Source organism: Ruegeria sp. AU67 (genome assembly GCF_900312795.1).
Classification (GTDB): Bacteria; Pseudomonadota; Alphaproteobacteria; order Rhodobacterales; family Rhodobacteraceae; genus Ruegeria; species Ruegeria atlantica.
The window spans coordinates 51,900-76,797 of sequence record NZ_OMPH01000041.1 but is presented as its reverse complement, the minus strand read 5'-3'; the positions used below and the strand labels follow the sequence as shown (position 1 = coordinate 76,797).

The 24,898-nt window shown below is 57.4% G+C and carries 23 protein-coding genes and 1 pseudogene; 15 read left to right on the top strand and 9 right to left on the bottom strand.

Annotation, left to right across the window (positions count from 1 at the left end; genetic code table 11):
- Positions 1-44 precede the first annotated feature (44 nt).
- The gene (locus DK510_RS21985) at positions 45-782 is read right to left on the bottom strand and encodes a folate-binding protein YgfZ (protein ID WP_109313930.1); all 738 of its coding nucleotides are present in this window, start codon (positions 780-782) and stop codon (positions 45-47) included.
- 74 nt (positions 783-856) lie between these two features.
- Between DK510_RS21985 and DK510_RS21980 the strand changes: the two genes are divergently transcribed.
- Positions 857-1,531 carry a TIGR04283 family arsenosugar biosynthesis glycosyltransferase gene (locus DK510_RS21980; protein ID WP_109313929.1) on the top strand — a complete coding sequence of 225 codons (675 nt, stop codon included), beginning with the start codon at positions 857-859 and terminating at the stop codon, positions 1,529-1,531.
- A gap of 7 nt (positions 1,532-1,538) precedes the next feature.
- Here DK510_RS21980 and DK510_RS21975 read toward each other — a convergent pair.
- Both DK510_RS21975 and DK510_RS21970 read right to left on the bottom strand, forming a co-directional pair.
- Positions 1,539-2,294: pseudogene (locus tag DK510_RS21975) on the bottom strand (hypothetical protein); the annotation flags it as partial.
- A 78-nt stretch (positions 2,295-2,372) separates the two neighbouring features.
- Positions 2,373-3,260 carry a MurR/RpiR family transcriptional regulator gene (locus DK510_RS21970; RefSeq protein ID WP_109313928.1) on the bottom strand — a complete coding sequence of 296 codons (888 nt, stop codon included), beginning with the start codon at positions 3,258-3,260 and terminating at the stop codon, positions 2,373-2,375.
- Positions 3,261-3,396: 136 nt separating this feature from the next.
- Between DK510_RS21970 and DK510_RS21965 the strand changes: the two genes are divergently transcribed.
- The 10 genes from DK510_RS21965 (at position 3,397) to DK510_RS21920 (ending at position 14,859) form a co-directional block, all read left to right on the top strand.
- Positions 3,397-4,152, top strand: coding sequence for an N-formylglutamate amidohydrolase (locus tag DK510_RS21965; RefSeq protein WP_234999200.1), 756 nt, complete (start codon positions 3,397-3,399; stop codon positions 4,150-4,152).
- Positions 4,149-4,733, top strand: coding sequence for a TRAP transporter small permease subunit (locus DK510_RS21960; protein WP_058274159.1), 585 nt, complete (start codon positions 4,149-4,151; stop codon positions 4,731-4,733). Before DK510_RS21965 ends, DK510_RS21960 begins: the two co-directional genes overlap by 4 nt.
- Positions 4,730-6,049, top strand: a complete 1,320-nt coding sequence (locus DK510_RS21955; protein ID WP_109313927.1) for a TRAP transporter large permease subunit — start codon at positions 4,730-4,732, stop codon at positions 6,047-6,049. Before DK510_RS21960 ends, DK510_RS21955 begins: the two co-directional genes overlap by 4 nt.
- A gap of 50 nt (positions 6,050-6,099) precedes the next feature.
- Entirely contained in the window at positions 6,100-7,134 is a 1,035-nt protein-coding gene (locus tag DK510_RS21950) for a TRAP transporter substrate-binding protein (protein WP_058274157.1), read from the top strand.
- A gap of 148 nt (positions 7,135-7,282) precedes the next feature.
- On the top strand, positions 7,283-8,977 hold the full coding sequence (locus tag DK510_RS21945) for a Na/Pi cotransporter family protein (protein ID WP_109313926.1): 1,695 nt from the start codon (positions 7,283-7,285) through the stop codon (positions 8,975-8,977).
- A gap of 40 nt (positions 8,978-9,017) precedes the next feature.
- Entirely contained in the window at positions 9,018-10,379 is a 1,362-nt protein-coding gene (locus DK510_RS21940) for a glutamine synthetase family protein (RefSeq protein ID WP_109313993.1), read from the top strand.
- 131 nt (positions 10,380-10,510) lie between these two features.
- Entirely contained in the window at positions 10,511-11,893 is a 1,383-nt protein-coding gene (locus DK510_RS21935; protein ID WP_109313925.1) for an aldehyde dehydrogenase family protein, read from the top strand.
- Positions 11,894-11,960: 67 nt separating this feature from the next.
- Positions 11,961-13,106, top strand: a complete 1,146-nt coding sequence (locus tag DK510_RS21930) for an iron-containing alcohol dehydrogenase (protein WP_109313924.1) — start codon at positions 11,961-11,963, stop codon at positions 13,104-13,106.
- A 74-nt stretch (positions 13,107-13,180) separates the two neighbouring features.
- A complete protein-coding gene (locus DK510_RS21925) occupies positions 13,181-14,020 on the top strand; it encodes a DMT family transporter (RefSeq protein WP_109313923.1) in 840 nt (279 codons plus the stop codon).
- Between the two features lie 68 nt (positions 14,021-14,088).
- A complete protein-coding gene (locus DK510_RS21920) occupies positions 14,089-14,859 on the top strand; it encodes an alpha/beta hydrolase (RefSeq protein WP_109313922.1) in 771 nt (256 codons plus the stop codon).
- An 18-nt stretch (positions 14,860-14,877) separates the two neighbouring features.
- On the opposite strand, the gene DK510_RS21915 is transcribed toward DK510_RS21920, so the two are convergent.
- The 3 genes from DK510_RS21915 to DK510_RS21900 all read right to left on the bottom strand — a co-directional run bounded on the left by DK510_RS21915 (position 14,878) and on the right by DK510_RS21900 (position 18,557).
- On the bottom strand, positions 14,878-15,159 hold the full coding sequence (locus DK510_RS21915; protein ID WP_109313921.1) for a hypothetical protein: 282 nt from the start codon (positions 15,157-15,159) through the stop codon (positions 14,878-14,880).
- Between the two features lie 726 nt (positions 15,160-15,885).
- Positions 15,886-17,844, bottom strand: a complete 1,959-nt coding sequence (gene parE, locus DK510_RS21905; RefSeq protein ID WP_109313919.1) for a DNA topoisomerase IV subunit B — start codon at positions 17,842-17,844, stop codon at positions 15,886-15,888.
- A gap of 158 nt (positions 17,845-18,002) precedes the next feature.
- Positions 18,003-18,557, bottom strand: a complete 555-nt coding sequence (locus tag DK510_RS21900; RefSeq protein ID WP_109313918.1) for a hypothetical protein — start codon at positions 18,555-18,557, stop codon at positions 18,003-18,005.
- A gap of 190 nt (positions 18,558-18,747) precedes the next feature.
- Here DK510_RS21900 and DK510_RS21895 point away from each other — a divergent pair, with 190 nt between their 5' ends.
- Positions 18,748-19,356, top strand: a complete 609-nt coding sequence (locus DK510_RS21895; RefSeq protein WP_109313992.1) for a carboxymuconolactone decarboxylase family protein — start codon at positions 18,748-18,750, stop codon at positions 19,354-19,356.
- 6 nt (positions 19,357-19,362) lie between these two features.
- Here DK510_RS21895 and DK510_RS21890 read toward each other — a convergent pair whose 3' ends face one another.
- Entirely contained in the window at positions 19,363-20,238 is an 876-nt protein-coding gene (locus DK510_RS21890; RefSeq protein WP_109313991.1) for an alpha/beta fold hydrolase, read from the bottom strand.
- A 126-nt stretch (positions 20,239-20,364) separates the two neighbouring features.
- On the opposite strand from DK510_RS21890, the gene ppk2 reads away from it, so the two are divergent.
- Both ppk2 and DK510_RS21880 read left to right on the top strand, forming a co-directional pair.
- A complete protein-coding gene (gene ppk2 / locus DK510_RS21885; RefSeq protein ID WP_109313917.1) occupies positions 20,365-21,288 on the top strand; it encodes a polyphosphate kinase 2 in 924 nt (307 codons plus the stop codon).
- 105 nt (positions 21,289-21,393) lie between these two features.
- Positions 21,394-22,758: an MATE family efflux transporter gene (locus DK510_RS21880; protein WP_109313916.1), complete on the top strand. Its 1,365-nt coding sequence runs from the start codon at positions 21,394-21,396 to the stop codon at positions 22,756-22,758.
- Between the two features lie 11 nt (positions 22,759-22,769).
- Here the strand turns inward: DK510_RS21880 and DK510_RS21875 are convergent, their stop codons facing one another.
- Positions 22,770-23,171 (bottom strand): hypothetical protein, encoded by a 402-nt coding sequence (locus tag DK510_RS21875; RefSeq protein ID WP_109313915.1) that lies wholly within the window; start codon positions 23,169-23,171, stop codon positions 22,770-22,772.
- Positions 23,172-23,181: 10 nt separating this feature from the next.
- Positions 23,182-24,384 carry a pyridoxal phosphate-dependent aminotransferase gene (locus DK510_RS21870; RefSeq protein WP_109313914.1) on the bottom strand — a complete coding sequence of 401 codons (1,203 nt, stop codon included), beginning with the start codon at positions 24,382-24,384 and terminating at the stop codon, positions 23,182-23,184.
- Between the two features lie 91 nt (positions 24,385-24,475).
- Here DK510_RS21870 and DK510_RS21865 point away from each other — a divergent pair, with 91 nt between their 5' ends.
- Positions 24,476-24,868 (top strand): helix-turn-helix domain-containing protein, encoded by a 393-nt coding sequence (locus DK510_RS21865; RefSeq protein WP_109313913.1) that lies wholly within the window; start codon positions 24,476-24,478, stop codon positions 24,866-24,868.
- The last annotated feature ends 30 nt before the right edge of the window (positions 24,869-24,898 follow it).

The window sequence follows — 24,898 nt, the reverse complement described above, 5'->3', positions numbered from 1 at the left end:
CACCAATTCAGTCGGTTGCTCAGCCGTGCCGGTTCGGCAACACGTTAAGTGTCTAACTGTATGGTGGCGTCACCGGCCTGCATGTCGTTACCTACGCGGTCCAATCGCAAATAGGCGATCCCGCGGCCATTGGATTGGGTGAACAATGTACCGGCCGGTTTTCCGCCAGAAGTAATTACAGTTCCAACCGCTGCAGACCCAGTGACGCTAACGCTGCGCAAACCCTTGCGCAGTTCAGTCTTGTGTTTCATCCGCGCGGTGACTTCTTGCCCGACATAACAGCCTTTCTTGAAGTCCAAGCCGTTCAGCGCCTCGAACCCGGCCTCAAGGATATAACTGTCGGGGGTCAGTTCGACTCCGGTTTCGGGAATGCAGTGTCGCACGCGGATTGCATCCCAATCTGTACCGTCGTCGCTTTCCGCACCCGCTTTATAGGCCCGCCACCCCATGCCTGGGTGGCGCGGGTCGGGCAGGGCACCTTCGGGCGCAGGGCCGGTGCCGTGCTGCAGGTTCAGGCCGCTGTCTTCAATGCTGACATCTGCGCGCAGCTTGTACATGCCCAACCGTTTGGCAAATCCATCGGCAAGGCTTTCGGCAACGTCCAGCAAAACTGCGTCACCCTCCCGCTTCAGAAAGAAGTCCGCCAGATACTTGCCTTGGGGGGTCAGCAGGGCGGCGTAGACCAGCCCATTGTCCAACCCTGCAATATCGTTGGTGATCAACCCTTGAAGAAAGCTGTCGGTGTCCGAGCCGCTCAGGCGCAATATACGGCGGTTGGGCATCTGGGTTGTCCTCGTCTTTTCCTCGGACCTCGTGATATAGGGGTTTCCGCTGCCATGACCAGAGGGTTTCCGCCGTGCCTGCGCCGATTAGCATCGTTATCCCAACCCTGAATTCGGACGGGAACCTTCCCGCGACCCTTGCGGCCTTGATGGAAGGCCTGCATGCGGGGCTGATCCGCGAATTGATCGTCTCGGACGGTGGGTCGAATGATCAGACGCTAAAGATTGCGAATGAGGCCGGCGCTGAGATCGTGACTGGGCCACCTTCGCGCGGGGGGCAATTGGCCCGAGGATGCGCCGCAGCCAAAGGGGACTGGCTGTTGGTCCTGCACGCGGACACGGTTTTGCAAGCGGGGTGGAGCAAAGTTGTAGGCGACCACCTTGGCACCGGAACCCCGGCGGCGTTTCGTCTGGCGTTTCGGGCATCAGGCTTAGCGCCGGTATGGGTGGCGGGTTGGGCCAATTTACGCAGTCGACTGTTTGGCCTGCCATATGGCGATCAGGGCCTGTTGGTCCCGAGTGAGATGTATCGAAAGGCAGGGGGCTTTCCCGATCAACCTTTGATGGAGGACGTCGCTTTGGTCCGCAGCTTGCGCGGCATCACTTTGCTGCCCAGCCGGGCAGTTACGAGCGCGGATCGCTATGAGCGTGCGGGCTGGTTGCGTCGGGGAGGGCGGAACCTGTGGACCCTGACGCGGTATTTTCTGGGGGCAGATCCTGCGAATCTGGCGCAGGACTATCGGCGCTGAGCGACGCGCGCAGCTCGACGACGGACTTGCCCAGCCGGAACGGCGCCGCGAAACTGACCAGACATAACGCGATGATCTGCAGCACAAGTATATGCGCATTGTCCTGCAGGTATTCCCATTCGTCCTTTAACTTGCCGACCTGTTCCACCAGATCATCATAGCTTTGCGCCAGGATCAGATAATCTCCCGCAATCGCGGGGACTTTGCGGCGCATGTTGTCGATCGCGGCCTGTGTTATGTCGTCCAACGTGGTAAAGACAAGGAACTGATCGATGTTGAACGCATCAGCCTTGTCGGCCATTGCGCGCATTTCGTCCTGTTCGTCTTTTGCCTGACTGCCAAACAGAAAATGCAGCCCCTGTAGCGGCGCGACCTCATTTGTGACTGCGATGAACAATGGCAGGTCGGCATTGCTGGCGGTTGAGGCCGACAGGAATTCGACCTTTTCGCACAGCACTGCAGTATCCGGATCAAAAGCCGGGTCGCAGAACCGCAGGCGGAACCGCGCGGCATCACGGTCAAAGGCCAGCCCGGCGGCGTAAGCCACGTCTATCTGGCGATCCAGTCGCGAGCTATCCGAAGTGTAAAGCCCGGCCAAAACTGCGACCAGCGCGCCAACGCCACCCAGTACAACCCAGACGAGGTCCGCGAGTTTCCAGGCGCGATGCCCGGCGGGTTTACGGAAAAGAAAGGCGGTGCCAATCGATCCAATCAGAAAGAACAGGATCAAAAGCGGCAGTTGGTTTTGGGTCACGAAACTCATGCCTTCAAAGTGACGGCCTGCCATGCGGCTGGCAACACTCCTCACGCTCAGTTGTTCTGTTTGGGTGGGAAAAAGCCGTTATGAGGCTGAGCTTTGACCGAATTTCCGGAACAGTTTGGTGCGGTCAAAAGCTTGTTCCAGCTCATCCGTGCGCTCTTTAACCGAATCCCACAGCCTTTCCTGTACTTCGGCGATGACGCATTCCATCAGAACCAGAATGGCCGCCATGGAATCCCACGCGGACGGCACGGCAATGCGTGCTGCAAAGGTATGCTTTGCCAACCGGTGAATGGGCGAGCGCCACTGATCGGTGAACAGAACAATTTCAGCCTCACGTTCATGGCACAGCTGGCCGATCAGCAGTGACGCGTTTTCATATCGGCGAACATCCAGCGTCACCAGCACATCATCTTTGCGTATGTCCAGCAAATCATGCGTCCACGATGCAGCAACGGGCAGTAGTCGGACATCTGGGCGGATCATCTGCAGGTGCAGGTACAAGTATTGGGCCAGCGTACCGGTGATGCGGCCGCCGGTAATGAAAATGCGCCTGTTGGGGTCACATAACAGATTGCAGAAGCTGTCGAATTCACCGGGGTCGACCTCATCAATCGTGCGTTTCTGATTGGCGAGAGTCTGTTGGGAATACCGGTTCAGAATGTGTTCTTCGGGCAGGTCGTTCTGCCACAGGTCTCGCTTGGCGACCGGCCCCGAGATCATCTCTTTCACCTCACCCCGCAGGGCGGCCTGAAACTGCGGATAGCCGTCAAAGCCGGTTTTCTGCAGCATCCGTGCGACGGTCGTGGTGGAAACCGAGGCCGTGCTGGCCAGTTCGGTAATACTGCCAAGGCCGGCCATGGGGTAGTCGTCCAGCAATACACTGACCAGTTGCCGCTCGGATGGGGTCATCTTGTCTTTGTGGGCCAGCAGCCTGTCCGTCACCCGCACGCGGCGTTCCTCCTGCATCTTTTCGATCTTAGTGTGAAAAATTTTTCAGCAAGATCAAGAGTGGTGAATTTTATACAGGAAAAATATTGACAGGTTAAGGTCTCTTGTGGAAATTTTTCCACACGCATCTTAATTGGAATCGCAAGGCGGTATTTTGGACTTCGGAACAGTCGTTCACACGGACATAGTGGATGGTCCCTATTCGGTAATGCTGGTCTGCGAACACGCGTCCAGCCGCATTCCCGCGTTTTTGGGGGATATGGGATTGCCTGTGGACGCGCTTCAAAGCCACATCGCTTGGGATCCGGGGGCATTGGCTGTGGCCAAGCTGATGGCAGAACGCCTGTCGGCACCGCTGGTGTATGGCGGGGTGTCCCGGCTGGTCTATGACTGCAATCGCCCTCCTGAAGCCGCAGGGGCCATGCCGGCGCGCAGCGAGGACTATCAAATCCCAGCGAATGTCGATCTGTCCGAGGAAGAGCGCGAAAGCAGGATTGAGAGCATCTACCGGCCCTTCAGCAGGGCGCTGTCTGACTTGATCTCCCAAAACGGGTACACGCTTGAACTCATGGTGACAATCCACAGCTTTACGCCAGTCTATCATGGTCAGACGCGTGAGGTGGAACTAGGCATATTACACGGGGTGGACGACCGGTTCGCCCGGGCAATGATGACGACAACACCCGCCGACCAAGCCTATGAGACTTGCTTGAATGAGCCGTATTCGGCGGCGGACGGAGTTGCCCATACCCTTGACGCGCAGGCGCTGCCGAAAGGGCTGTTGAACGTCATGATCGAGATCCGCAATGACCTGATTCAAACGCCCGAGCAGCAAGAGGCGATGGCCGATTGCCTGGCGTCATGGATCGCGCGGACCCTTGCAGATTTTCAGAAAGGGGGCGCGGCGTGATCAAGGCGATGGCGTCATATGTCCGGATCGTCGATACGGTCAACTACAGGATCGGACGGGTCATGATGTGGGGCCTGTTCGTGATGATGGGCATCCTGCTGTGGTCTTCGATCTCAAAAACGTTTTTCGTGCCATCGCATTGGACGCTGGAAATGGCGCAGTTTGCGATGGTGACCTACTACATTATGGGTGGACCGTATTCGATCCAGCTGGGATCGAACGTACGCATGGATCTGTTTTATCATAACTGGAGCCCGCACCGGAAAGCCTGGTTCGATGCCTTCACCGTTCTGCTGCTGATCTTCTACCTGGGGGTATTGTTTTATGGCGGGCTTGGGTCGACGGCCTACAGCCTTGGCTATTGGGGCGATGAACCGGTCTCCTACTTTTTTGGACTGTTGACGGGCAGTGAGGAAATTGGCCGGCTTGAACGCTCATCAACGGCGTGGCGGCCGTATATTTGGCCGGTAAAAACCATCATGGTATTCGGTTTCTTCCTGATGCTGCTGCAGGCGATATCAGAATTCTTCAAAGACATAGCCCGGATCAACGGGCAGGAAATCGGGGTCGTGCGGGCATGAGCCAGGAATATATCGCCATCTTCATGTTCGCATTGATGATGCTGATGCTGTTCACAGGTCAGCGCGTCTTTGGCGCGATTGGCGCGGTGGCTACCATTGCCGCGCTGGCGCTTTGGGGCACAGGCGGGCAGGACATCACGTTCTCGGCCGCGATGAAGCTGATGAAATGGTATCCGCTGCTGACGCTGCCGATGTTTATCTTCATGGGCTATGTGCTCAGCGAAAGCCGGCTGGCGGATGACTTGTATAAGATGTTCCACGTCTGGATGGGGCCCATCAATGGTGGTCTGGCCATCGGCACCATCGGGTTGATGGTGCTGGTCTCGGCCATGAACGGCCTGAGCGTTGCAGGTATGGCTATTGGCGCGACCATTGCGCTGCCGGAGCTGCTTCGGCGCGGTTACGACAAGACGATGGTGACCGGGGTCATTCAGGCGGGTTCTAGTCTTGGTATTCTGGTGCCACCCTCAGTGGTTCTGGTCCTCTATGCGATGATCGCGCGGCAACCTGTCGGGCAACTGTGGCTGGCGGGGATTATCCCGGGTCTGCTGATGGCCGCGATGTTCATTCTGTACATCTGGATCCGCTGCCGCATTCAACCCGAGCTGGGACCCGCAATGGAAGACACGCATGAAGTGCCGTGGGCCGAGAAAATCCGGCTGCTGGGGGCAGGGGCGCTGCCGCTGATCATCTTCGCGGCGATGATGGTACCGTTTGTGAATGGTTGGACCTCGCTGGTCGAAAGCTCGGCGATCGGAGCGCTGACCGCGCTGGCTGTGTCCGTCATCAAGCGCCGCATGACCTGGAAGATTTTCGAAGACTGCACCAAGCAGACGTTGGCCATTTCCTGTATGTTCATGTGGATCATTCTGGCCGCGTTGGGCTTTGGGGCCGTATTTGACGGTCTCGGCGCGGTGAAAGCCATCGACAATCTGTTCACCGATCAACTTGGCTTGTCGCCCTGGATGATCCTGATCCTGATGCAGCTGAGCTTTATCGTCATGGGCACGTTCCTGGACGATACAGCAATGCTGGTCATCGTGGCACCGCTATATGTACCGCTGGTCGGCGAGTTGGGCTTTGATCTGATCTGGTACGGGGTGCTTTATACGATCACGACGCAGATCGCCTATATGACGCCGCCCTTCGGGTACAACCTGTTCCTGATGCGCGCGATGGCCCCGCCCGAGATCACCCTGCGGGACATCTATGGTTCGATCTTTCCTTTTGTCGCGGTGATGGTGCTGGCGCTGACAATCATCATGATTTTCCCGGAAATCGCTCTGTGGTTGCCCGGGTATGTCTATGGAAATTAACAAGAATGCTCGGTGAACGGGCACAGAAACTTTAACGGAGAGGAATTGACATGACGACAAGACGTAAGTTTCTGAAAACCGCTGGGGTTGGCGTTGCTGCCGCACCACTGGCGACGCCTGCCTTGGCGCAGAACACGATCACATGGCGGATGCAAACATATGCTGGCCCAGCCTTGGCCGAGCACGTGATTGATCCTGCGATCAAGATGTTCAACCAAATCGCCGGTGACCGGATGCAGATTGAGCTGTTCTATGCTGATCAGCTGGTTCCCACGGGAGAGTTGTTCCGGGCGATGCAGAAAGGCACCATCGACGCGGTACAGTCGGACGACGACTCGATGGCATCGCCTACCGAAGTCACTGTTTTCGGTGGCTATTTCCCGTTCGCTTCGCGCTATTCTCTGGACGTGCCTGTGCTGTTCAACCAGTGGGGCCTGAACGAGATCTGGGATGAGGAATATTCCAAGGTCGGCGTCAAGCACATTAGCGCCGGTGCATGGGACCCATGCCACTTTGCGACCAAGGACCCGATCAACTCGCTGGCGGATATGAAGGGCAAGCGCATCTTCACCTTCCCGACGGCGGGGCGCTTCCTGTCACAGTTTGGCGTTGTGCCGGTCACCCTGCCATGGGAAGACATCGAGGTTGCCGTGCAGACAGGTGAGCTGGACGGTATCGCATGGTCGGGCATCACCGAGGACTACACTGTTGGTTGGGCCGATGTGACTAACTATTTCCTGACCAACAACGTGTCGGGCGCATGGGCAGGTCACTTCTTTGCCAATATGGACCGCTGGAACGAACTGCCCGAAGATCTGCAGACCCTGTTCAAGGTCTGCTGTGATCAGTCACATTACTACCGTCAGTGGTGGTATTGGGGTGGTGAGGCCAACCTGCGCGTCAACGGCACCAAGATGCAATTGACCTCTATCCCGGACGAAGAATGGGTAACCGTTGAGGAAGCCGCCGTGAAGTTCTGGGACGAAGTTGCAGCCGAGTCCGAGACCAAAGCGAAAGTTGTCGACATCTTCAAGCGTTACAACGCCGAGATGCTAAAGGCTGGTCGGCCTTATCGTTACACCTAAGAAACCCTTCTTCCCGACGCGTGGGGCACCCCGTGCGTCGGGATTGGACATCAATAAGCGACACCATTTATGCTCTCGTCTGTTCCAAGAATAGAAAAACAAACCCGGAAGCACATTTGTGCGCACCGGTCAGACGAGGTGTGAACATATGGCTATCGCGAGCTTTTTGATTGAGATTTTTGCCGCAACCATGTTGCTGCTATTCGCCGTACGCTTGGTTCGTACCGGTATCGAACGGCGCTTTGGTTCGCTGTTCCAGTCGATCCTGACACGCCACTCCAACAGCTTTGTTGCAGGGGGGGCTGGCATGGTTCTGGCCACGATCCTGCAAAGCTCGGCCGCCGTTACGGTTTTGCTGACCGGTTTCGCTGCGGCGGGGATGGTGACGTTTGGGATGGCGCTGGCGGGTGTTCTGGGCGCGGATTTGGGCGCCGCTTTAGTCATTCAGGTTCTGTCCTATGATCTGGGCTGGCTTCAACCCGCATTGTTGGCGTTGGGCGGTTGGCTGTACCTGAAATCCGAACGGTCGAATGTACGGCTTATGGGCCGGATCGTTCTGGGCGTCGCCTTTATCCTGATCTCGCTTCAATTCCTGCGCGAAGCAGTTGATCCGATCCGCGAAAGCACGTTTTTGCCCGCAATCGCAGGGTATCTTGAGACCGATTATTTCAGCGCCTTTATCGTTGGTGCGGTGCTGGCCTTTGTAATGCACAGCTCGGTCGCGACGATCCTGATGTGCGTGGCCTTGGTTCAGATCGGTGCAATTCCCTTTGCCGCCGGGTTGTCGCTGGTGCTGGGAGCAAATCTGGGTTCGGCCTTTATTCCAATGTGGCTGACGCGCGATATGACGGTCACAGCCCGGCGTATCCCTCTGGCAAATCTCTTATTGCGGGGAAGCGCGGCGCTGGTAATGCTGATCGTCGTGAATGTTGGCGGGTTGCACGAGGCGCTATTGGTGACGAGCCCGGCGCAGTCTCTGATTTTTGCACATATCGGATTCAATTTGGCTGTATTCCTGCTGGCCACAGGCTTCGTGAACCAGTTGGAACAGCCGATGGCCGTTCTGATGTCGGAGCCCAAAGCTGAGGCCAATGCGCTGGATCAGTTCTCGGATGCGCTGACACCGCTGGGGGACCCCAGCGGCGAAAGGGCGAGCGTTGCGATGTCCTCGGTGCGTCACGAGCTGTTGCAGATGATCACGCAGGTCGAGCGTATGTTCCGCCCCGTTTTGGATATCTACGAACAGGATGACAGCGACGCGATTTCCGCGCTTTGGCAGCAGGATGAGCGGGTCAATACGCAACTGACCGAGATCCGCCGTTTCGTCGCGCGCATGCCGCGGCAGAATATGAGCAAAGGGCAGATCAAAGCCGCACGAGGGTTGGTCGAATATGCCATCCGTCTTGAGGCTGCAGGCGATGTTGTCTCGAACCGGATGACCCGGACGGCGCAGATCAAGCACACCGAACGTTCGGAGTTCTCAGCGCAGGGCTGGAAAGAGCTGAAAGATTTGCACGCGGCCATTCTGGAAAGTTTCTCACTGGCGCGTCACGTGCTGTTGGTGGACGACATGGATTGTGCCCGCCGGCTGGTGTTGGACAAGGCCGAGGTCAAGCGGATGTCCCGCAATAGCCGCAAGGCGCACCTCAAACGGTTGGAGCGCGGTCAGACTGAGAGTTTCCAGTCCTCCGACCTGCATCTGGAAACGCTGCGGTCCATGCGGGACCTGCACGGGCACATCGCCGCCATCGCCTATCCGATCCTCTACAAAAGCGGTCAGGTTCTGGAAACGCGCCTGGTGATGGAAATGGAAAAGAAGCCAACGATGACTGACGGCAGGTAATCGAAACCGAGGTCTCTGTAAGTGACAAAGGATACCAATGATGGGCAATGATGCGATTTTGGCTGATCTGAAAGCCAAATTCGAGGCGGGCGAGGTCGACACGGTGCTGGTCTGCATGGTGGACATGCAGGGCCGCCTGATGGGTAAGCGGTTTCACGCAGGCCATTTCGTGGCGGGCGCATGGGAAGAGACACATTGCTGCAACTACCTGCTGGCCACAGATCTGGAGATGGCGACACCCGACGGCTATGCCTCGACCAGTTGGGAGCGGGGTTATGGCGATTATGTCATGAAGCCGGATCTCAGCACTTTGCGCCCGGTGCCATGGCTGGAAGGCACCGCAATGGTGATGTGCGATATGCTGGATCACCACACGCATGAAGAGGTTCCACACGCGCCTCGGTCTATTTTGAAAAAGCAGGTCAACCGGCTGAAAGCCATGGGCTATGACGCGATGTGTGCCACCGAGCTGGAGTTTTTCCTCTTTGAGAAGAGCTTTGACCAGATCCGCAAGGAAGGCTTCCGCGATCTGGAGCCGATCTCGGGCTATAACGAAGATTATCACATCCTTCAGACCACCAAGGAAGAGCATGTGATGCGCCCGATCCGCAACCATCTGTGGAATGCGGGGATTCCGGTTGAGAATTCGAAAGGCGAGGCCGAGACCGGGCAGGAAGAGCTGAACATCAAATATGCACCGGCGATGGACACGGCCGAATACCACTCGATCGCCAAGAACGCGGTGAAAGAGATTGCCTGGCAACACGGTCACGCGGCGACATTCCTGCCGAAGTGGCACCATGACAAGGTGGGCAGTTCGTCCCACGTGCATCAGTCGCTTTGGGCGGATGGCAAGCCAGCGTTTTATGATGCGGATGATGCGTTGGGTATGTCGGTGCTGATGAAAAACTATATGGCGGGCCTGCTGAAATATGCCGCTGACTATACCTATTTCATGGCCCCCTACATCAACAGTTACAAGCGCTTCATGAAGGGCACCTTTGCGCCGACACGGATTATCTGGTCGGTGGACAACCGTACGGCTGGCTTCCGTCTGTGCGGCGATGGGACGAAGGCTGTGCGGGTTGAGTGTCGTATTCCGGGATCAGATATGAACCCGTATCTGGCGATGGCTGGCATGTTGGCCGCCGGGATTGCCGGTATTGAAGAAGGCCTGGAACTGCAATCGCCCACCACCGGTGATGTCTATCAGGGTGACACCGGCATGATCCCCGGCAATTTGCGCGCAGCACGGGATGGGTTGCACGGGTCGTCGATGCTGCGGGCTGCCATGGGCGATGAGGTGGTCGAACACTATACCCGCGCGGCGGAAGTTGAGATCGAGGAATTCGAGCGGGTTGTGACGGATTGGGAAATTGCCCGGGGGTTTGAGCGGGCTTGAGATTGGGTCCGGCTGGGGGCTTTGCCCGACGCCATTGGCGCTCGAACCAATGGCGCACCAATGGCAGCACCCAAAGGATATTTGTGGCCAGACGAAGCAGGGATCCTGTTTCTTTCGGAATTGGAGTGGATATGGGGCAGATGTTGAAATGTGTCTCGCCGATTGATGGATCGGTTTTTGCTGAACGTGAGGTGTTGTCACGGGATGCAGCGTTTGAAGCTGCAGCGCGATCGCGGGCGGCACAGGCAGAATGGGCGGCGCGGCCGTTGCAGGAACGTATCGATCTTGTCATGGCAGGCGTGGCTGCGGTTGGGGCGATGAACGATGAGATTGTGCCCGAGTTGGCGCATATGATGGGTCGTCCGGTACGTTATGGCGGTGAGTTCGGCGGCTTTAACGAGCGTGCGAGCCATATGGCTCAGATTGCCGAGGCGTCTCTGGCTGATATCGCAGTGGGCGAGGATGAAACCTTCAAACGCTATATCAAGCGCATTCCGCACGGCGTGGTCTTTGTAGTGGCGCCCTGGAACTATCCCTACATGACCGCAATCAACACTGTGGCCCCGGCGCTGATCGCGGGGAACACTGTGATCCTGAAACATGCCACGCAGACGCTGCTGGCGGGCGAGCGCATGGCGGAAGCGTTTTATTCCGTGGGTATACCCGATGATGTGTTTCAGAATGTCTTCCTGAGCCATGACATGACCAATGACCTGATCGCAGGCAATGCGTTCGACTTTGTGAACTTCACCGGGTCAGTAGGGGGCGGTCAGGCGATGGAGCGCGCGGCTGCTGGGACATTCACCGGTGTTGGCACCGAGCTGGGAGGCAAGGATCCGGGCTATGTCATGGATGACGCTGATCTGGATGCAGCGGTCGAAACGCTGATCGACGGTGCCATGTTCAACTCGGGCCAGTGCTGTTGTGGGATTGAGCGGATTTATGTTCACGAAAGCCTTTATGACGACTTCGTCGCCAAGGCAGTCGATGTGGTGAAAGGCTATAAGCTGGGCAATCCTCTGGACGGCGATACAACGATTGGTCCGATGGCCAATGTGCGCTTTGCCAAAGAGGTGCGCGCGCAGATTGCTGAGGCTGTTGCGGCCGGGGCGGTGGCTCATATCGGCACGTTCCCCGAAGACGATGGCGGGGCCTATCTGACACCGCAGATCCTGACCAACGTCACCCATGACATGCGGGTGATGCAGGACGAGAGTTTCGGCCCCGTGGTCGGCATCATGAAAGTGTCCTCGGACGACGAAGCCATCGCCTTGATGAATGACAGTGAATTTGGTCTGACCGCCAGCCTGTGGACCCGCGATGTAGAGCGGGCTGCGCGCGTGGGCGATGCGATCGAAACCGGAACCGTGTTCATGAACCGTGCCGATTATCTGGATCCGGGCCTTTGCTGGACCGGCTGCAAGAATACCGGCCGCGGCGGCGGATTGTCCGTCATTGGCTATCACAACCTGACACGTCCTAAATCCTACCACCTGAAAAAGGTCACGGGCTAAGGGCAACGGCCTGCCCGGTTCAGACCCCCTCGGCCGGGCAGGTCTCAAATCACAAAGGAAACCTGACATGTCACTTGTTGGAAACTGGTCCTATCCGACCGCTATCAAATTCGGCGCAGGCCGCATCAAGGAACTGCCTGAGGCATGTGCCGCCGCTGGTATGCAAAAGCCGTTGCTGGTCACCGACAAAGGGTTGGCCGATCTACCGATCACCGCAGCGACGCTGGATATCATGGAGGCCGCAGGGCTGGGGCGCGGGCTGTTCAGCGATGTGGATCCGAACCCGAACGAAAAAAATCTTGAGGCAGGGGTCGCGGCCTACAATGCGGGCGGCCATGATGGCGTGATCGCTTTTGGCGGCGGTTCCGGGTTGGATCTGGGCAAGATGGTTGCCTTTATGGCAGGGCAGACGCGTCCGGTTTGGGATTTTGAAGATATCGGCGATTGGTGGACTCGCGCCGATGCCGATGTGATCGCGCCGATTATCGCTGTGCCGACCACAGCCGGGACCGGGTCCGAGGTCGGGCGCGCCAGTGTCATCACGAATTCCGAAACCCACGCGAAAAAGATTATTTTCCATCCCAAGGTTCTGCCGACCGTGGTGATCTGCGACCCCGAGCTGACAGTTGGCATGCCCAAGTTCATCACGGCGGGCACCGGTCTGGATGCATTTGCGCATTGTGTCGAGGCGTATTCCAGCCCGCATTATCATCCGATGAGCCACGGCATTGCGTTGGAAGGTATGCGGCTGGTCAAGGAGTACCTGCCACGTGCCTATGCAGACGGCAAAGATATCGAGGCCCGCGCACAGATGATGAGCGCCGCAGCCATGGGGGCGACCGCCTTTCAGAAAGGTCTGGGCGCGATCCACGCCATGAGCCACCCGATTGGTGCGGTTTTCAACACTCACCACGGCACAACTAATGCGGTTTGCATGCCTGCAGTGCTGGAGTTTAATTCGCCAGCTATCGCTGATCGGTTTCAGTCAGCGGCGGCCTATCTGGGAATTGATGGCGGATTTGATGGCGTCCGCGGCTTTGTGCAGGAGTTCAACGACGCGCTGGGTATCCCAACCAGGCTGTCCGAACTGGGTGTGACCGAAGCTGCGATCCCGGAACTGGTGCAAGGCGCGATCATCGATCCGTCTTGTGGGGGTAACCCAATCGAATTGACAGAAGACAATCTGACCGCTCTGTTCAAGGCTGCATTGTGATCGGTCTTGCTCTGTGCAAGTAACGAAACCGGCCCGTATCTTGGGCCGGTTCTCTCTGCGCGAAAGGTTCGGACGTGACTCTGTTTGTCATCGCCATCATTTTGACGGCTGCGTTGCTGCATGCGGTGTGGAACGCCATCGTCAAAACAGCCGCCGACCGAACGACCACTTTGGGTCTTGTCGCATTTGGGCATGTCATCCCTGCGACAGCGATGATCCTGCTGCTGCCTCTGCCCAGTGCTGAAAGCTTTCCCTATATCCTGATCTCGACCGTCGTGCATTTTGGGTACTACTACATGCTAGGAAAAGCCTATCAGCATGGGGATCTGAGCGTCGTCTATCCGATCGCCCGCGGTATCGTGCCTGCGTTGGTCTCGCTCTGGGCGATGATCCTGGTGGGCGAGGTGCTGCCGGTGCAGGCGTGGGGCGGGATCGCTCTGATCGCGCTTGGTATTCAGCTCAGCAGTTGGAGTGCCTTGCGGTCCGGTGTCGGGCACTGGGCGCTGGGGTTTGCACTGGGTACGGGGTTTTGCATCTCGATCTATTCAGTTGTGGACGGCATCGGCGTGCGGTTGTCGGGCAATACGCTCAGCTATTGGGCTTGGGGCGCGTTTCTGCACCTGTTCATCGCCGGGTTCGTTGGCATCAAAAAGCGGGACACGCTGGCCAGCCTTCCTGCAAAGGTCTGGATGATCGGAATCCTGGGCGGGCTGGTGTCGATGACGGCCTATGGTCTGGTGCTTTACGCCAAGAATTTCGCACCACTGGGTGCGGTTTCAGCACTGCGCGAGACTTCGGTGATCTTCGCTGCGTTGATCGGGTTTATCTTCCTGCATGAAGGCAACTGGATGCGTCGCCTTGGTGCGGCCCTACTGATGGCCGTTGGGGTAGCCCTGATCGGTTTGTCCGTCTGACGCCGGCGGTATTGCCGCGCGCGCCTGTCGTCTCGCATAGTGGGGGCAAGTGACGAGAGGGCGTTTTGATGACCAAAGACATTGTTCTGATCCACGGGGCCTTTGCCGGACCTTGGTGTATGGCTGACTACGCGGGTTTCTTCCGCGCGCGTGGTTGGACGGTGCACACCCCTGCGCTGCGCTTTCATGGCGGGGACCCCAAGGCCGAACCTGACCCCGGACTTACGGATACCAGTGTCGCGGATTATGCCAATGATATTGCCGAGTTCGTGCAGGGCTTGGACAGCAAACCAGTCATCCTCGGCCATGCCATCGCGGGCGTGGTGGCGCAGCAGGTGGCCGCGCGTGGGTTGGCCAGTGCCATTGTTCTAATCAACCCGAACGCGCCGTGGGGCACCTTGCCCGAAACCGACGACGAGCGCGCCATCCCGCGCGCGCTGATGGAGGGCGGGGCGTTCTGGAAACAGCCCATGCATGTCGAGTTCGACCTGATGGCGCCCTTTGCGCTGAATAAGATGCCCGCGGCGCAGCAACATCAAGTGTTCGACCAGCTGGGTGCAGAAAGCGGGCGGGTGATGTTCGAGATGTTCTTTTGGATGTTCGACGATCACCACGCGATGAAGGTCGATATCGACAAGGTCGATTGCCCTGTGCTGATCGTTTCAGGAACTGAGGATCGCGCCGTCAACCCCAACACGTGCCGTGCGTTGGCCAATCTGTACGGGGATCGCGCGACGTTTATGCCGGTGGAAAACCACGCGCATTTCTTGTTCATGGAGCCCGGCTGGGAACGCCCCGCCGGCCAGATCGCGGACTGGATGGAGGGGAAGGTGGGTTAGGCGGCCCGACCTTTCAATTCAGCGATTGACCTGAATACCGCTCTCCGGTTTCCACTTCATGACACCGTCGCCGCTTTTGATACAACGCAGAAGGTGTTCTTCGCGCGTACTGGACGTTTCGGTCACGGTGTTGTTGCCAGAGATCACAACAAAGGCGTCCACCGAATAAGCGAGGCCGTTGTAATAGCAGAACCGTAACTCTGCCCCGACCGGAATAGGCGACGCGCCGATCAGCGACTGCTGCGCGCTTGCCTGACTGGCCAGCAAGGCAAAGGCCAGCCCGAGGGTTAGTGCTTTCATATTGTCCTCCCGTTCGAAATTTATGTTCGTTCAAATTGGGTCTTGGACGCTCGGATCCTCAAAATTTTTTCTTTGATGACAATTGCGCGCAAGTGTGAACGAGATCAACGGGTTAGGCAAGGGGTTTGCGGGCGCCGCCCACATGAACAACCCACACTCAAATCGTTGTATCTTGGCTAGGTAAGAGTTTAGGTTTTTTGGTGGGTGTGAACGCTGGGCCGTTCACTTTCGATTGGAACCACGTGCACCAAAGTTGCCGTTAATCACAAACTATCTTTCTACGCATACCCCAGCTCTCTACGTTCGTGCCCATAGTCAGAATCGACTTTGTCTTGCCAGTCCAAGTTATCTCAAACTCGTACACCTTTATCTCATGAATAAATAACTCGTTGTTTGACTTCCGTTTTATTGAGACAGCGTATGGTGAGGGACTAAATCCTGATCGCGTAAATTCCGGAGAGGATGCCCGATAGTAATTTTCGAGGAATTCCTGAAAAGACGCAGGTTCTCCCCTCCTTATGATTTCCCATTCGTGCCAAGTTCGCGCAATATCACATTCGTCGATAGGCTCGATTATCCAGTCACGAGGAATAACGGCCGCAGACACTGCAAGGCCACCTAGTACAACGAAAAGCGCGATTTGAGCTGTTCTTACAATAGCCAATTGGATTTCAAAGGTCCCTTTAAGCCGATTTTAGGCTGAAATACCTGATTTTGAGGAAAACCTCACACATCCAACTCCTCCACAAACCGCGCGTTCTCCTGAATGTATTGGAATCGCAGTTCGGGTTTTTTGCCCATCAGGCGCTCGACCAGATCGCCGGTCTCGCCGGGTTCGTCCTCGTCGATGGTGACCCGGATCAATTTCCGGGACGCGGGGTCCATCGTGGTCTCTTTCAGGTCCTTGGCGTCCATCTCACCCAGACCCTTGAAGCGGGACACGTCGATCTTGCCTTTGCCGCCCAGACCTTTCTCAAGCCATTCGTCGCGCTCGGCCTCGTCCAGACAATAAACCCGCTTGGCGCCTTGGGTCAGGCGATATAGGGGCGGGCAGGCCAGGTACAGGTGGCCCGTGTCGATCATCGGGCGCATCTGGGTGAAGAAGAATGTCATCAGAAGCGCCGCAATATGCGCCCCGTCCACGTCCGCGTCGGTCATGATGATGATCTTGTCATAGCGCAGGTCGTCAACGTTGAACTTGGTACCCAGACCCACACCCAGAGCCTGGGTCAGATCGTTGATCTCGGCATTGGTGCCCAGTTTCGAACTGGCCGCGCCCAGCACGTTCAGAATCTTGCCGCGCAGGGGCAGCAGTGCCTGCGTTTTGCGGTTGCGACCCATCTTGGCCGAACCGCCCGCAGAATCTCCTTCGACGATGAATAATTCTGTTCCGTCGCGTGTTGAACTAGAACAGTCCACCAACTTGCCGGGAAGACGAAGTTTTTTAGTGGCGGACTTACGTTGTGTTTCTTTCTCGGCGCGTCGGCGCAGACGTTCTTCGGACCTCAGAATGAGGAAATCGAGAATAGCACCGGCGGATTTCGTGTCCGCGGCCAGCCAGTTATCGAAATGGTCGCGGACCGAATTCTCTACCAACCGCTGTGCTTCGACCGTGGCGAGGCGGTCTTTGGTCTGGCCGACGAACTCCGGTTCACTGATAAAGCAGGACACCAACGCGCAGCCACCTGTGATCAGGTCGTCGCGGGTGATCTGCGCGGCCTTCTTGTTGTTGATCAGCTCGCCATAAGCCTTGATCCCTTTCAGGACTGCAGCCCAGAACCCGGCGACATGAGTGCCGCCTTCGGGGGTGGGGACAGTGTTACAGTAGGACTGGATGAAGCCATCGCGCGATGGCGTCCAGTTGATCGCCCATTCGACCTTGCCAGGGGTGCCGAACTTTTCCCGAAAGTCCACGGTGCCAGCAAAAGGTTGCTCGGCATAGGTGGACGAGCCATTCATCGTTTCCTTCAGGTAGTCCGATAGACCGCCGGGAAAGTGGAAGCTGGCCTCGGTTGGCGTTTCGCCGTCGTCGATAGCGGATTTCCAGCGGATTTCGACGCCCGAGAACAGGTAGGCCTTGGAGCGGATGGATTTGAACAACCGTGCGGGTTTGAACTTGTGATGGCCGAAGATTTCTTCGTCCGCGTGGAATGTCACGGTGGTGCCACGCCGGTTGGGCGCAGCGCCGACTTTTTCGACGGGGCCCAGAGGGATGCCGCGTGAAAAGCGCTGTTCGAACAGCGTCTTGTCCCGCGCCACCTGCACGACCATCGAATCCGACAAGGCGTTGACCACGGATGCACCCACACCGTGCAGACCGCCCGAGGTCTGATAGGCCTTCCCCGAGAATTTGCCGCCCGCATGTAGGGTGCAAAGAATGACTTCAAGCGCCGATTTGTCCGGGAATTTGGGATGCGGATCAATCGGGATACCGCGCCCGTTGTCGCGCACCGTCAGTGCGTAATCTGCGTGCAGCTCGACCTCAATCCGGTTGGCGTGACCTGCGACCGCTTCGTCCATCGAGTTGTCGAGGATTTCGGCCACCATATGGTGCAGCGCACGCTCATCCGTGCCGCCGATATACATACCGGGGCGTTTGCGGACCGGTTCCAGACCTTCAAGCACCTCGATCGAGGAGGCGTCATAGGTATTGGTCGCTTCTGGCGTCAACAGATCGTCGGGCATGGGTGCTGCTCTTGTTTTGGGTTTGGTCCCATTATGGCAGGGGATGTGGTCCGGGGGAAGGGGCGCGCGAAGTGTTGTGTGCGGTTTGTCGGCTGTGATGCGCCGTGATTGGGAGCTGAGGTTGAAACGCTACATGTTTGACTAGGCTGGAACCACGGTCACAACGCCAGCCAGAGAGCCCCATTCCGGTAGCCACCCTGCACAGGCTCTTTGGCCTGCAGCACATCCGGATAATCGTCAACCCAGTCGCGAAAACGGTCGTTTGTGACAATGGTAGCACTTAGGTCGCGAGCGACCTGTAGAACAAGCGGGTCGGCTGGCGTTCCATTGGGTGCGACCATAACGCGGTCAACGGGCAACCCAAGCAGTAAGGCAAGGGCTTTGTCATTCATGTAGCGATCCGAGATTTTGTAGCCGACATTTGCATCGAACACGACGCCGGGCGTCAGGCCGGAGGCGGTCAAAGCATCGACAACTTCTCGCACGGTGGCAATGTCCGGAATGCCCTCTCGCCAGTGCAAAATATTTGATCCATCAACCACGGCCCAGTTCTCTGGCGCTTTCGATCTGCGCAACCATTTTCCGAGCAGCAATATCGCGCTTGCAACGGTGCAAAGCCCTGCGACCATTGCCCAATCAGAAAAAGCAGGGCGGGACAGTGCCGCGAACAGGCCGCAGATTGACAGGACAAACAAGAACAGAGGAAGGCGCATCGCTGGAAAATCAATATAGTGAAACGGGGTGTCGGCAGTTCTTTATCAGGTGGCGGTGGAGGATGCCCAGAGCGTTCTCATTGCAGTCACGTGAAATGTTCCAGATAAACGTGGCCGTCAAGACCTCGCATTGTTTCTGCATTCTGTTTAGGTTTGGCTGCAAAAGCAAATGGATACGGGAGGCAAAGAGATGAGCTGGATCAGAACCATCCCTTTTGATGAAGCAACAGGAAAACTCCGGAAACTGTACGACCGTGTTACGGGCCCCGGCAACAATGTCGACAACATCATGATGGTGCATTCCTTGCGGCCACATTCGATGGAAGGTCACATGGCCATGTACAAGAACGTGCTGCACCATTCGGCCAACACGATCCCGAAGTGGTTTCTTGAGGTGCTGGGCGTGTGGGTCAGCGCGTTGAACAAATGCAGTTATTGTGTTGAGCACCATTACAGCGGTCTGCAGCGCTTGTTGGGCGATCCGGAGCGTAGTCAGGCAATTCGCGCGGCGATTGAGGCTGGCTCGCCAAAAGAGGCCCCGTTGGATGCGGCCCAGATTGAGGCCATGCGTTACGCGCGCAAACTGACCGAGGTCCCGGCGGAGTTGAAACAGCAAGACGTGGAAGCCCTGCGCACGGCCGGATGGGACGATGGAGAGATCCTCGAAATCAATCAGGTCTGCGCGTATTTCTCTTATGCGAACCGGACCGTTTTGGGGCTGGGGTGTTCAACGGATGGCGACATATTGGGCCTGTCGCCCAACAACTCGGATGACCCGGCGGATTGGGGGCACCGGTAAACGGAATTAGCGCGCTATCCAGCCCATGATTGCCTGCGCCACCGCTTTGGGTTGTTGGTGATGCAGCCAGTGATCAGCGTTCGGAATGTCGATGCGCGTCAGGTCGGGCGCGTAGTCTTCCAGCCCCTCAGTCGACTCTGGCAGCAACGCCTTGTCTTCACGCCCCCACAGCAACAGGTGGGGGCAGCGAACCATCAACCGCTCCTTCGGCAGCTCTGGCAGATCCGTGCGCGGTTCGCCGGGTTTCGCGACCACCAGCGGTGACGCCCGATACCAGTTCAACATGGCTTCCAGCCGCCCGGGCCGCGCCCATTCCTTACGACAGACCTGCATTTGCTGGTCCGTCAGCCAGTCTGTTCCCATCCCGAAACGAAAGAACTGTTCGAGCTTGGCGAAATTGTCCGCCGACAAACGCTCTGCCGCGTCAGGTGCGCGCAAGGCATTGATGTATTGCGAAGCCTCGGATTGCGCGCCTCCTGCGGCCATGGCCCGTTGGAAGGGCGCCGGGTGCACGCCGTTGGCGATGATCAACCGGTCCACCAGGTCAGGGCGGAACATGGCCAAACCATAGGCCACGGACGCTCCCCAATCGTGGCCAAGAACACAAACCGGACGGGCGAGCCCTTCGATCAGCGTCACCATGTCCGAGACCAGTCGCGACAGGGCATAATGGCCAACGCCTTCCGGCGCCCAGCTTTGCCCGTAACCGCGTTGATCGGGGGCGATGCAATGAAAGTCGGAGGACAAATGCGGGGCCAGGTCCTGCCACGCGCCGCCATACTCGGGAAAACCGTGAAGCATTAAAAAGGGCGGAAGGTCGGGGTCCCCCCAGCTGCGCAGTAGGAACCTCTGGCCGTTAAGATCAATGAACTTGTTTTCCATAGCCGAAGCCCTTTGTTGTACCTGAAGCACACGCCCAGAAAGATGTAGAAATTTGACACCAATCAAAGCGTGTTTTTCACCCGACTGCTAGGCGTTTTCCCGGACAGTGAGACAAGGAGAACCTGGATGGAAGTAGTGACGCAGATCGATAATGTGCAAGACCCTGCCAACCTGTCGGCGATAGCCAAAACCTCACCGACCGAGCCTAGCCCCGAGAAAATTCGTCAGGCCTTTGAAAGCGGCAAATATCCTTATGATCGCAAGATGGCGCGCAAAGCTTATGAGGCGGAGAAGGCGCAACTGCAGGCAGAATTGCTAAAAGTACAACATTGGGCACAGGAAACCGGCCAGCGGTTTGTCCTGCTGTTCGAGGGCAGGGATGCCGCAGGCAAAGGTGGAACGATCAAACGATTCATGGAGCACCTGAACCCACGCCAAGCGCGTGTAGTTGCGCTGAATAAACCCACCTGGGAAGAGAAGGGACAGTGGTACTATCAGCGCTATGTTCAGGAATTGCCCACGGTCGGCGAAATGGTTTTCTACGACCGGTCCTGGTACAACCGCGCCGGGGTTGAACGGGTGATGGGATTTTGCTCACCCAACGAGTATCTTGAGTTCATGCGCCAAACGCCCGAGCTGGAGCGGATGCTGGTGCGCTCGGGTATCCAGCTCTACAAATACTGGTTTTCGGTCACGCAACCTGAACAGCAACGCCGGTTCAAAAGCCGCGAAACCGATCCTCTGAAACAGTGGAAACTGTCACCGATCGACAAGGCCAGCCTTGATAAATGGGACGATTATACCGAGGCCAAGGAGGCGATGTTCTTCTATACCGATACCGCCGACGCCCCGTGGACCATCGTGAAATCGAACGACAAAAAGCGCGCTCGGCTCAACTGCATGCGCCACTTTCTGTCCACTCTGGATTACCCGGACAAAAACCAGGATGTAGTCGACAGCCCCGATCCTTTGATCGTTGGGCAGGCGCACCACGTGATCCAGCACTCGGAACATATTCTGGGCAATTCACTGCATCCTGAAACCGTGTGATAAGAGTCCTCTCAGCTAACATTTGAACCTTCGGGTGTAGTCTCAAGGTGAAATTTCGTCGTTCGCCTCTTGTCCCGGCCTCGGGCCGGGCATAAGGCTGTCCGGATGAGTAAGGTGATGACATATGGTGGCCACTTCCGGGCCATTTCTGTGCTGGGCCTGCCGCTGATCGGCGGGCACCTGGCCCAATTTGCTATTGGGCTGACGGATACGGTCATGCTGGGTTGGTACGGTGTCGAGGCGCTGGCCGCCGTGACCTTGGCCAGCAGCTATTTCTTTGTGCTGTTCCTGTTTGGGGCCGGATTCGGTTTGGCCGTCATGCCGATGGTGGCGACGGCTGCGGCTGAAGAAGACGAAACAAGTATTCGCCGTACAACGCGCATGGGGTTGTGGTTGTCGTTGATCTATGCGGCCGTCATGATGCCAATGCTGTGGTGGTCTTACCCTATTTTCCTTGCGTTGAAACAGGACCCGCAAGTCGCTGAAACCGCGTCCCAGTACCTTAGGGTTGCTGGGTGGGGCTTAATTCCGGCGCTTTTGGTGATGGTGCTGAAATCTTATCTGGCCGCGTTGGAGCGCACCCAGATCGTTTTGTGGATCACCGTGGCCGCGGCAGTGGTCAATGCGATTACCAACTATGCCCTGATCTTCGGCAATTGGGGAGCCCCTGAGCTGGGTGTGATGGGTGCCGCCATCGCGTCGGTTGTCACTCAGATCGTATCGTTGGTCTGCGTGGTGATCTACGCCATGCGCGTTTTGCCCGAACATAGCCTGTTCCAAAGGTTCTGGCGTCCGGACTGGGAGATGTTTCTGAGCGTTCTCCGCCTTGGCGTGCCGATTGGCCTGACGACCCTGTCCGAAGTCAGCCTGTTCGCAATGTCGGCGATCATGATGGGCTGGCTGGGTCAGGTTCCGCTGGCGGCACATGGCATTGCACTTAATTTGGCATCCGCGACGTTCATGGTGCATCTGGGGCTGTCAAACGCTGCGACGATCCGGGCAGGGAATGCGTTGGGCCGGAAAGATAGGCCACATCTGGAACGCGGCGCGATTGCGGTGACGGGGATGTCTTTGGTGATCTCGGTCGTGACTGTTATCCTGTTCCTTGCCTATGCTGAGCCTTTGATTTCCCTGTTCATGGAACCGGATGACCCGCAGCGTCCGGAAATTCTGATGATCGGTACAGGCCTGCTGGCCATGGCGGCTTTGTTCCAATTGGTGGACGGGGCACAGGTCATTGCGCTTGGCCTCCTGCGTGGGTTGCAGGATGCAAAGGTCCCGATGGTCATGGCCGCACTCAGCTATTGGGGCGTGGGGATCACGTCGTCGTATTACTTCGGCTTCGTCTTGGGCATGGATGGAATCGGAGTCTGGCTGGGCCTTGTTCTGGGCCTGGCCTGCGCAGCGGTTATGCTGATGGCGCGGTTCTGGATGCGGTCCGTCCGCGAGGTCGGTGTGCCCGCCGAGTAAGATTCGGCGGGTCAGTCTTTGCTGAAGCGGTCTGCCTTTTTTCGCACCAGGACAGAACGTAGATCATGCATGGCCAGCAGCAACCGGTCGGTTACATCCTCAAGCTGCTCTGGTGTCGCCTTGGATTGCGCCCATTGCGTGGTGAGGTTCAGATAATCAACCGCGCGGTGAATGTCGTCGATGTCGCGCTGGGCGAGCAATGCTTTGCGCGCCTCCATCCAACGGGCAATCTCGGCCTTGTCGGCGTCGGACAACGTGCGTTGGCCTTGCGGTTTCACCTCGCCATTGCGGATGTTGATGACCGCGATCTGATCCATCTCGATCCTGCGCTGGCGGTTTTCAGTGTCGATCCTGAAAACCGCCGCACCATTTTCGCGAACGCGGAAATAATATTCGGGCAGTTCCGACGTCATTTGCGCTTACTCAAGTCAATGATGCGCAAAAGCGCTGGATGCGGGTGCAGGCTTCGGTCAGCGCCTCGTCCGAGGTCGCATAGCTGACCCGAAAGTTTGGCGACAGGCCAAAGGCCGCACCGAACACGACGGCCACGTCCACCTCTTCCAGCAATGCGGTCGCAAAAGCCTCATCCGAGTCAATCACAGTGCCTGCGGGGGTGGTTTTGCCAATCAATCCGGCAATGGACGGATAGACATAGAACGCGCCTTCGGGTATCGGGCAGCTGATGCCGTCGATTTCGTTCAGCATGCGAACAACCAGATCACGGCGGCGTTTGAACGTTTCGTTGTTGGGGGCCAGGAAGGACTGAGTGCCGTTCAGTGCTTCAACCGCCGCCCATTGGCTGACCGAGCAGGGGTTCGAAGTTGATTGCGATTGGATCTTGCGCATGGCGGCGATGACCTCGACCGGTCCTGCCGCGTAACCTATGCGCCACCCAGTCATGGCGTAGGCCTTGGAGACACCGTTGCAGGTCAGCGTCCGGTCATACAAGCGGGGTTCAACTTCCGCCGGTGTGCAGAATTCGAACCCGTCATACGCCAGATGTTCATACATGTCGTCGGACATGACCCAAACATGCGGATGGCGCATCAGGACGTCGGTTAGTTCTTTCAGCTCTTCACGGCTGTAGCCTGCACCTGTGGGGTTCGACGGTGAGTTGAAGATAAGCCACTTGGTCTTCGGCGTGATCGCAGCCTCAAGCTGATCTGCAGTCAGTTTGAAGTTGGTCTGGATCGAAGTTTCCGCGATTACCGGAGTGCCTCCGGCCAAAAGCACCATGTCGGGATAGCTAACCCAATAGGGTGCAGGGATCACAACCTCATCGCCCTCGTTCATCGTGGCCATCAGGGCATTGTACAAGGTTTGCTTGCCGCCGGTGCCGACCGAAATCTGCGCGGGCGTGTAATCCAAGCCGTGGTCACGCTTCATCTTGGCGCAGGCCGCTTGTTTCAATTCTGGGATGCCGTCAGGCGCAGTATATTTGGTCTTCCCGGCTGCGATGGCCGCTACTGCTGCGTCCTTGATGTTCTGCGGAGTGTCGAAATCGGGCTCGCCCGCGCTTAGGCCGATGACATCGCGCCCGGCAGCTTTCAACTCGGCCGCTTTAGCGGTTATCGCAATGGTGGGCGATGGCTTCACGCGTGACAGTGTCGCAGAAAGGAAACTCATGGTCGGCCTCGATTTGTATGTTCAGCTTGACTGTCATAGGGTGCGCTCGAATGACGATCAAGCGATATGAATTATGGAATTGGAGAGCCCGATGAACGACGACAATGACTGGTACGGACCGGACTCTGCGACATTCGGGGACAGGCTGGCAGGGGCACGCGAAGCGGCTGGTATGACCCAGGCCCAGATGGCCCGCAGGCTTGGCGTGAAAAAGACGACAATTGCAGCCTGGGAAAATGATCTGTCCGAGCCACGCGCGAACCGTCTTTCCATGATGGCAGGCATGGTCAACGTGTCGATCATGTGGCTGCTGACCGGCGAAGGCGAAGGCATGGATGCCCCCGTCGAAGCGGAAGAAGGCGCACCCGAGCTTGCGGATGTCGTGGCTGAGCTGCGTTCCATTCGCGGTGAAATGCGCGCCAGCGCCGAGCGGGCCGCGAAGCTGGAGAAAAGGGTCCGTCTGATGCTGGAGCAGGGTCGGTGAACGAACCACGAGACGTTCGTATAAAGCGGC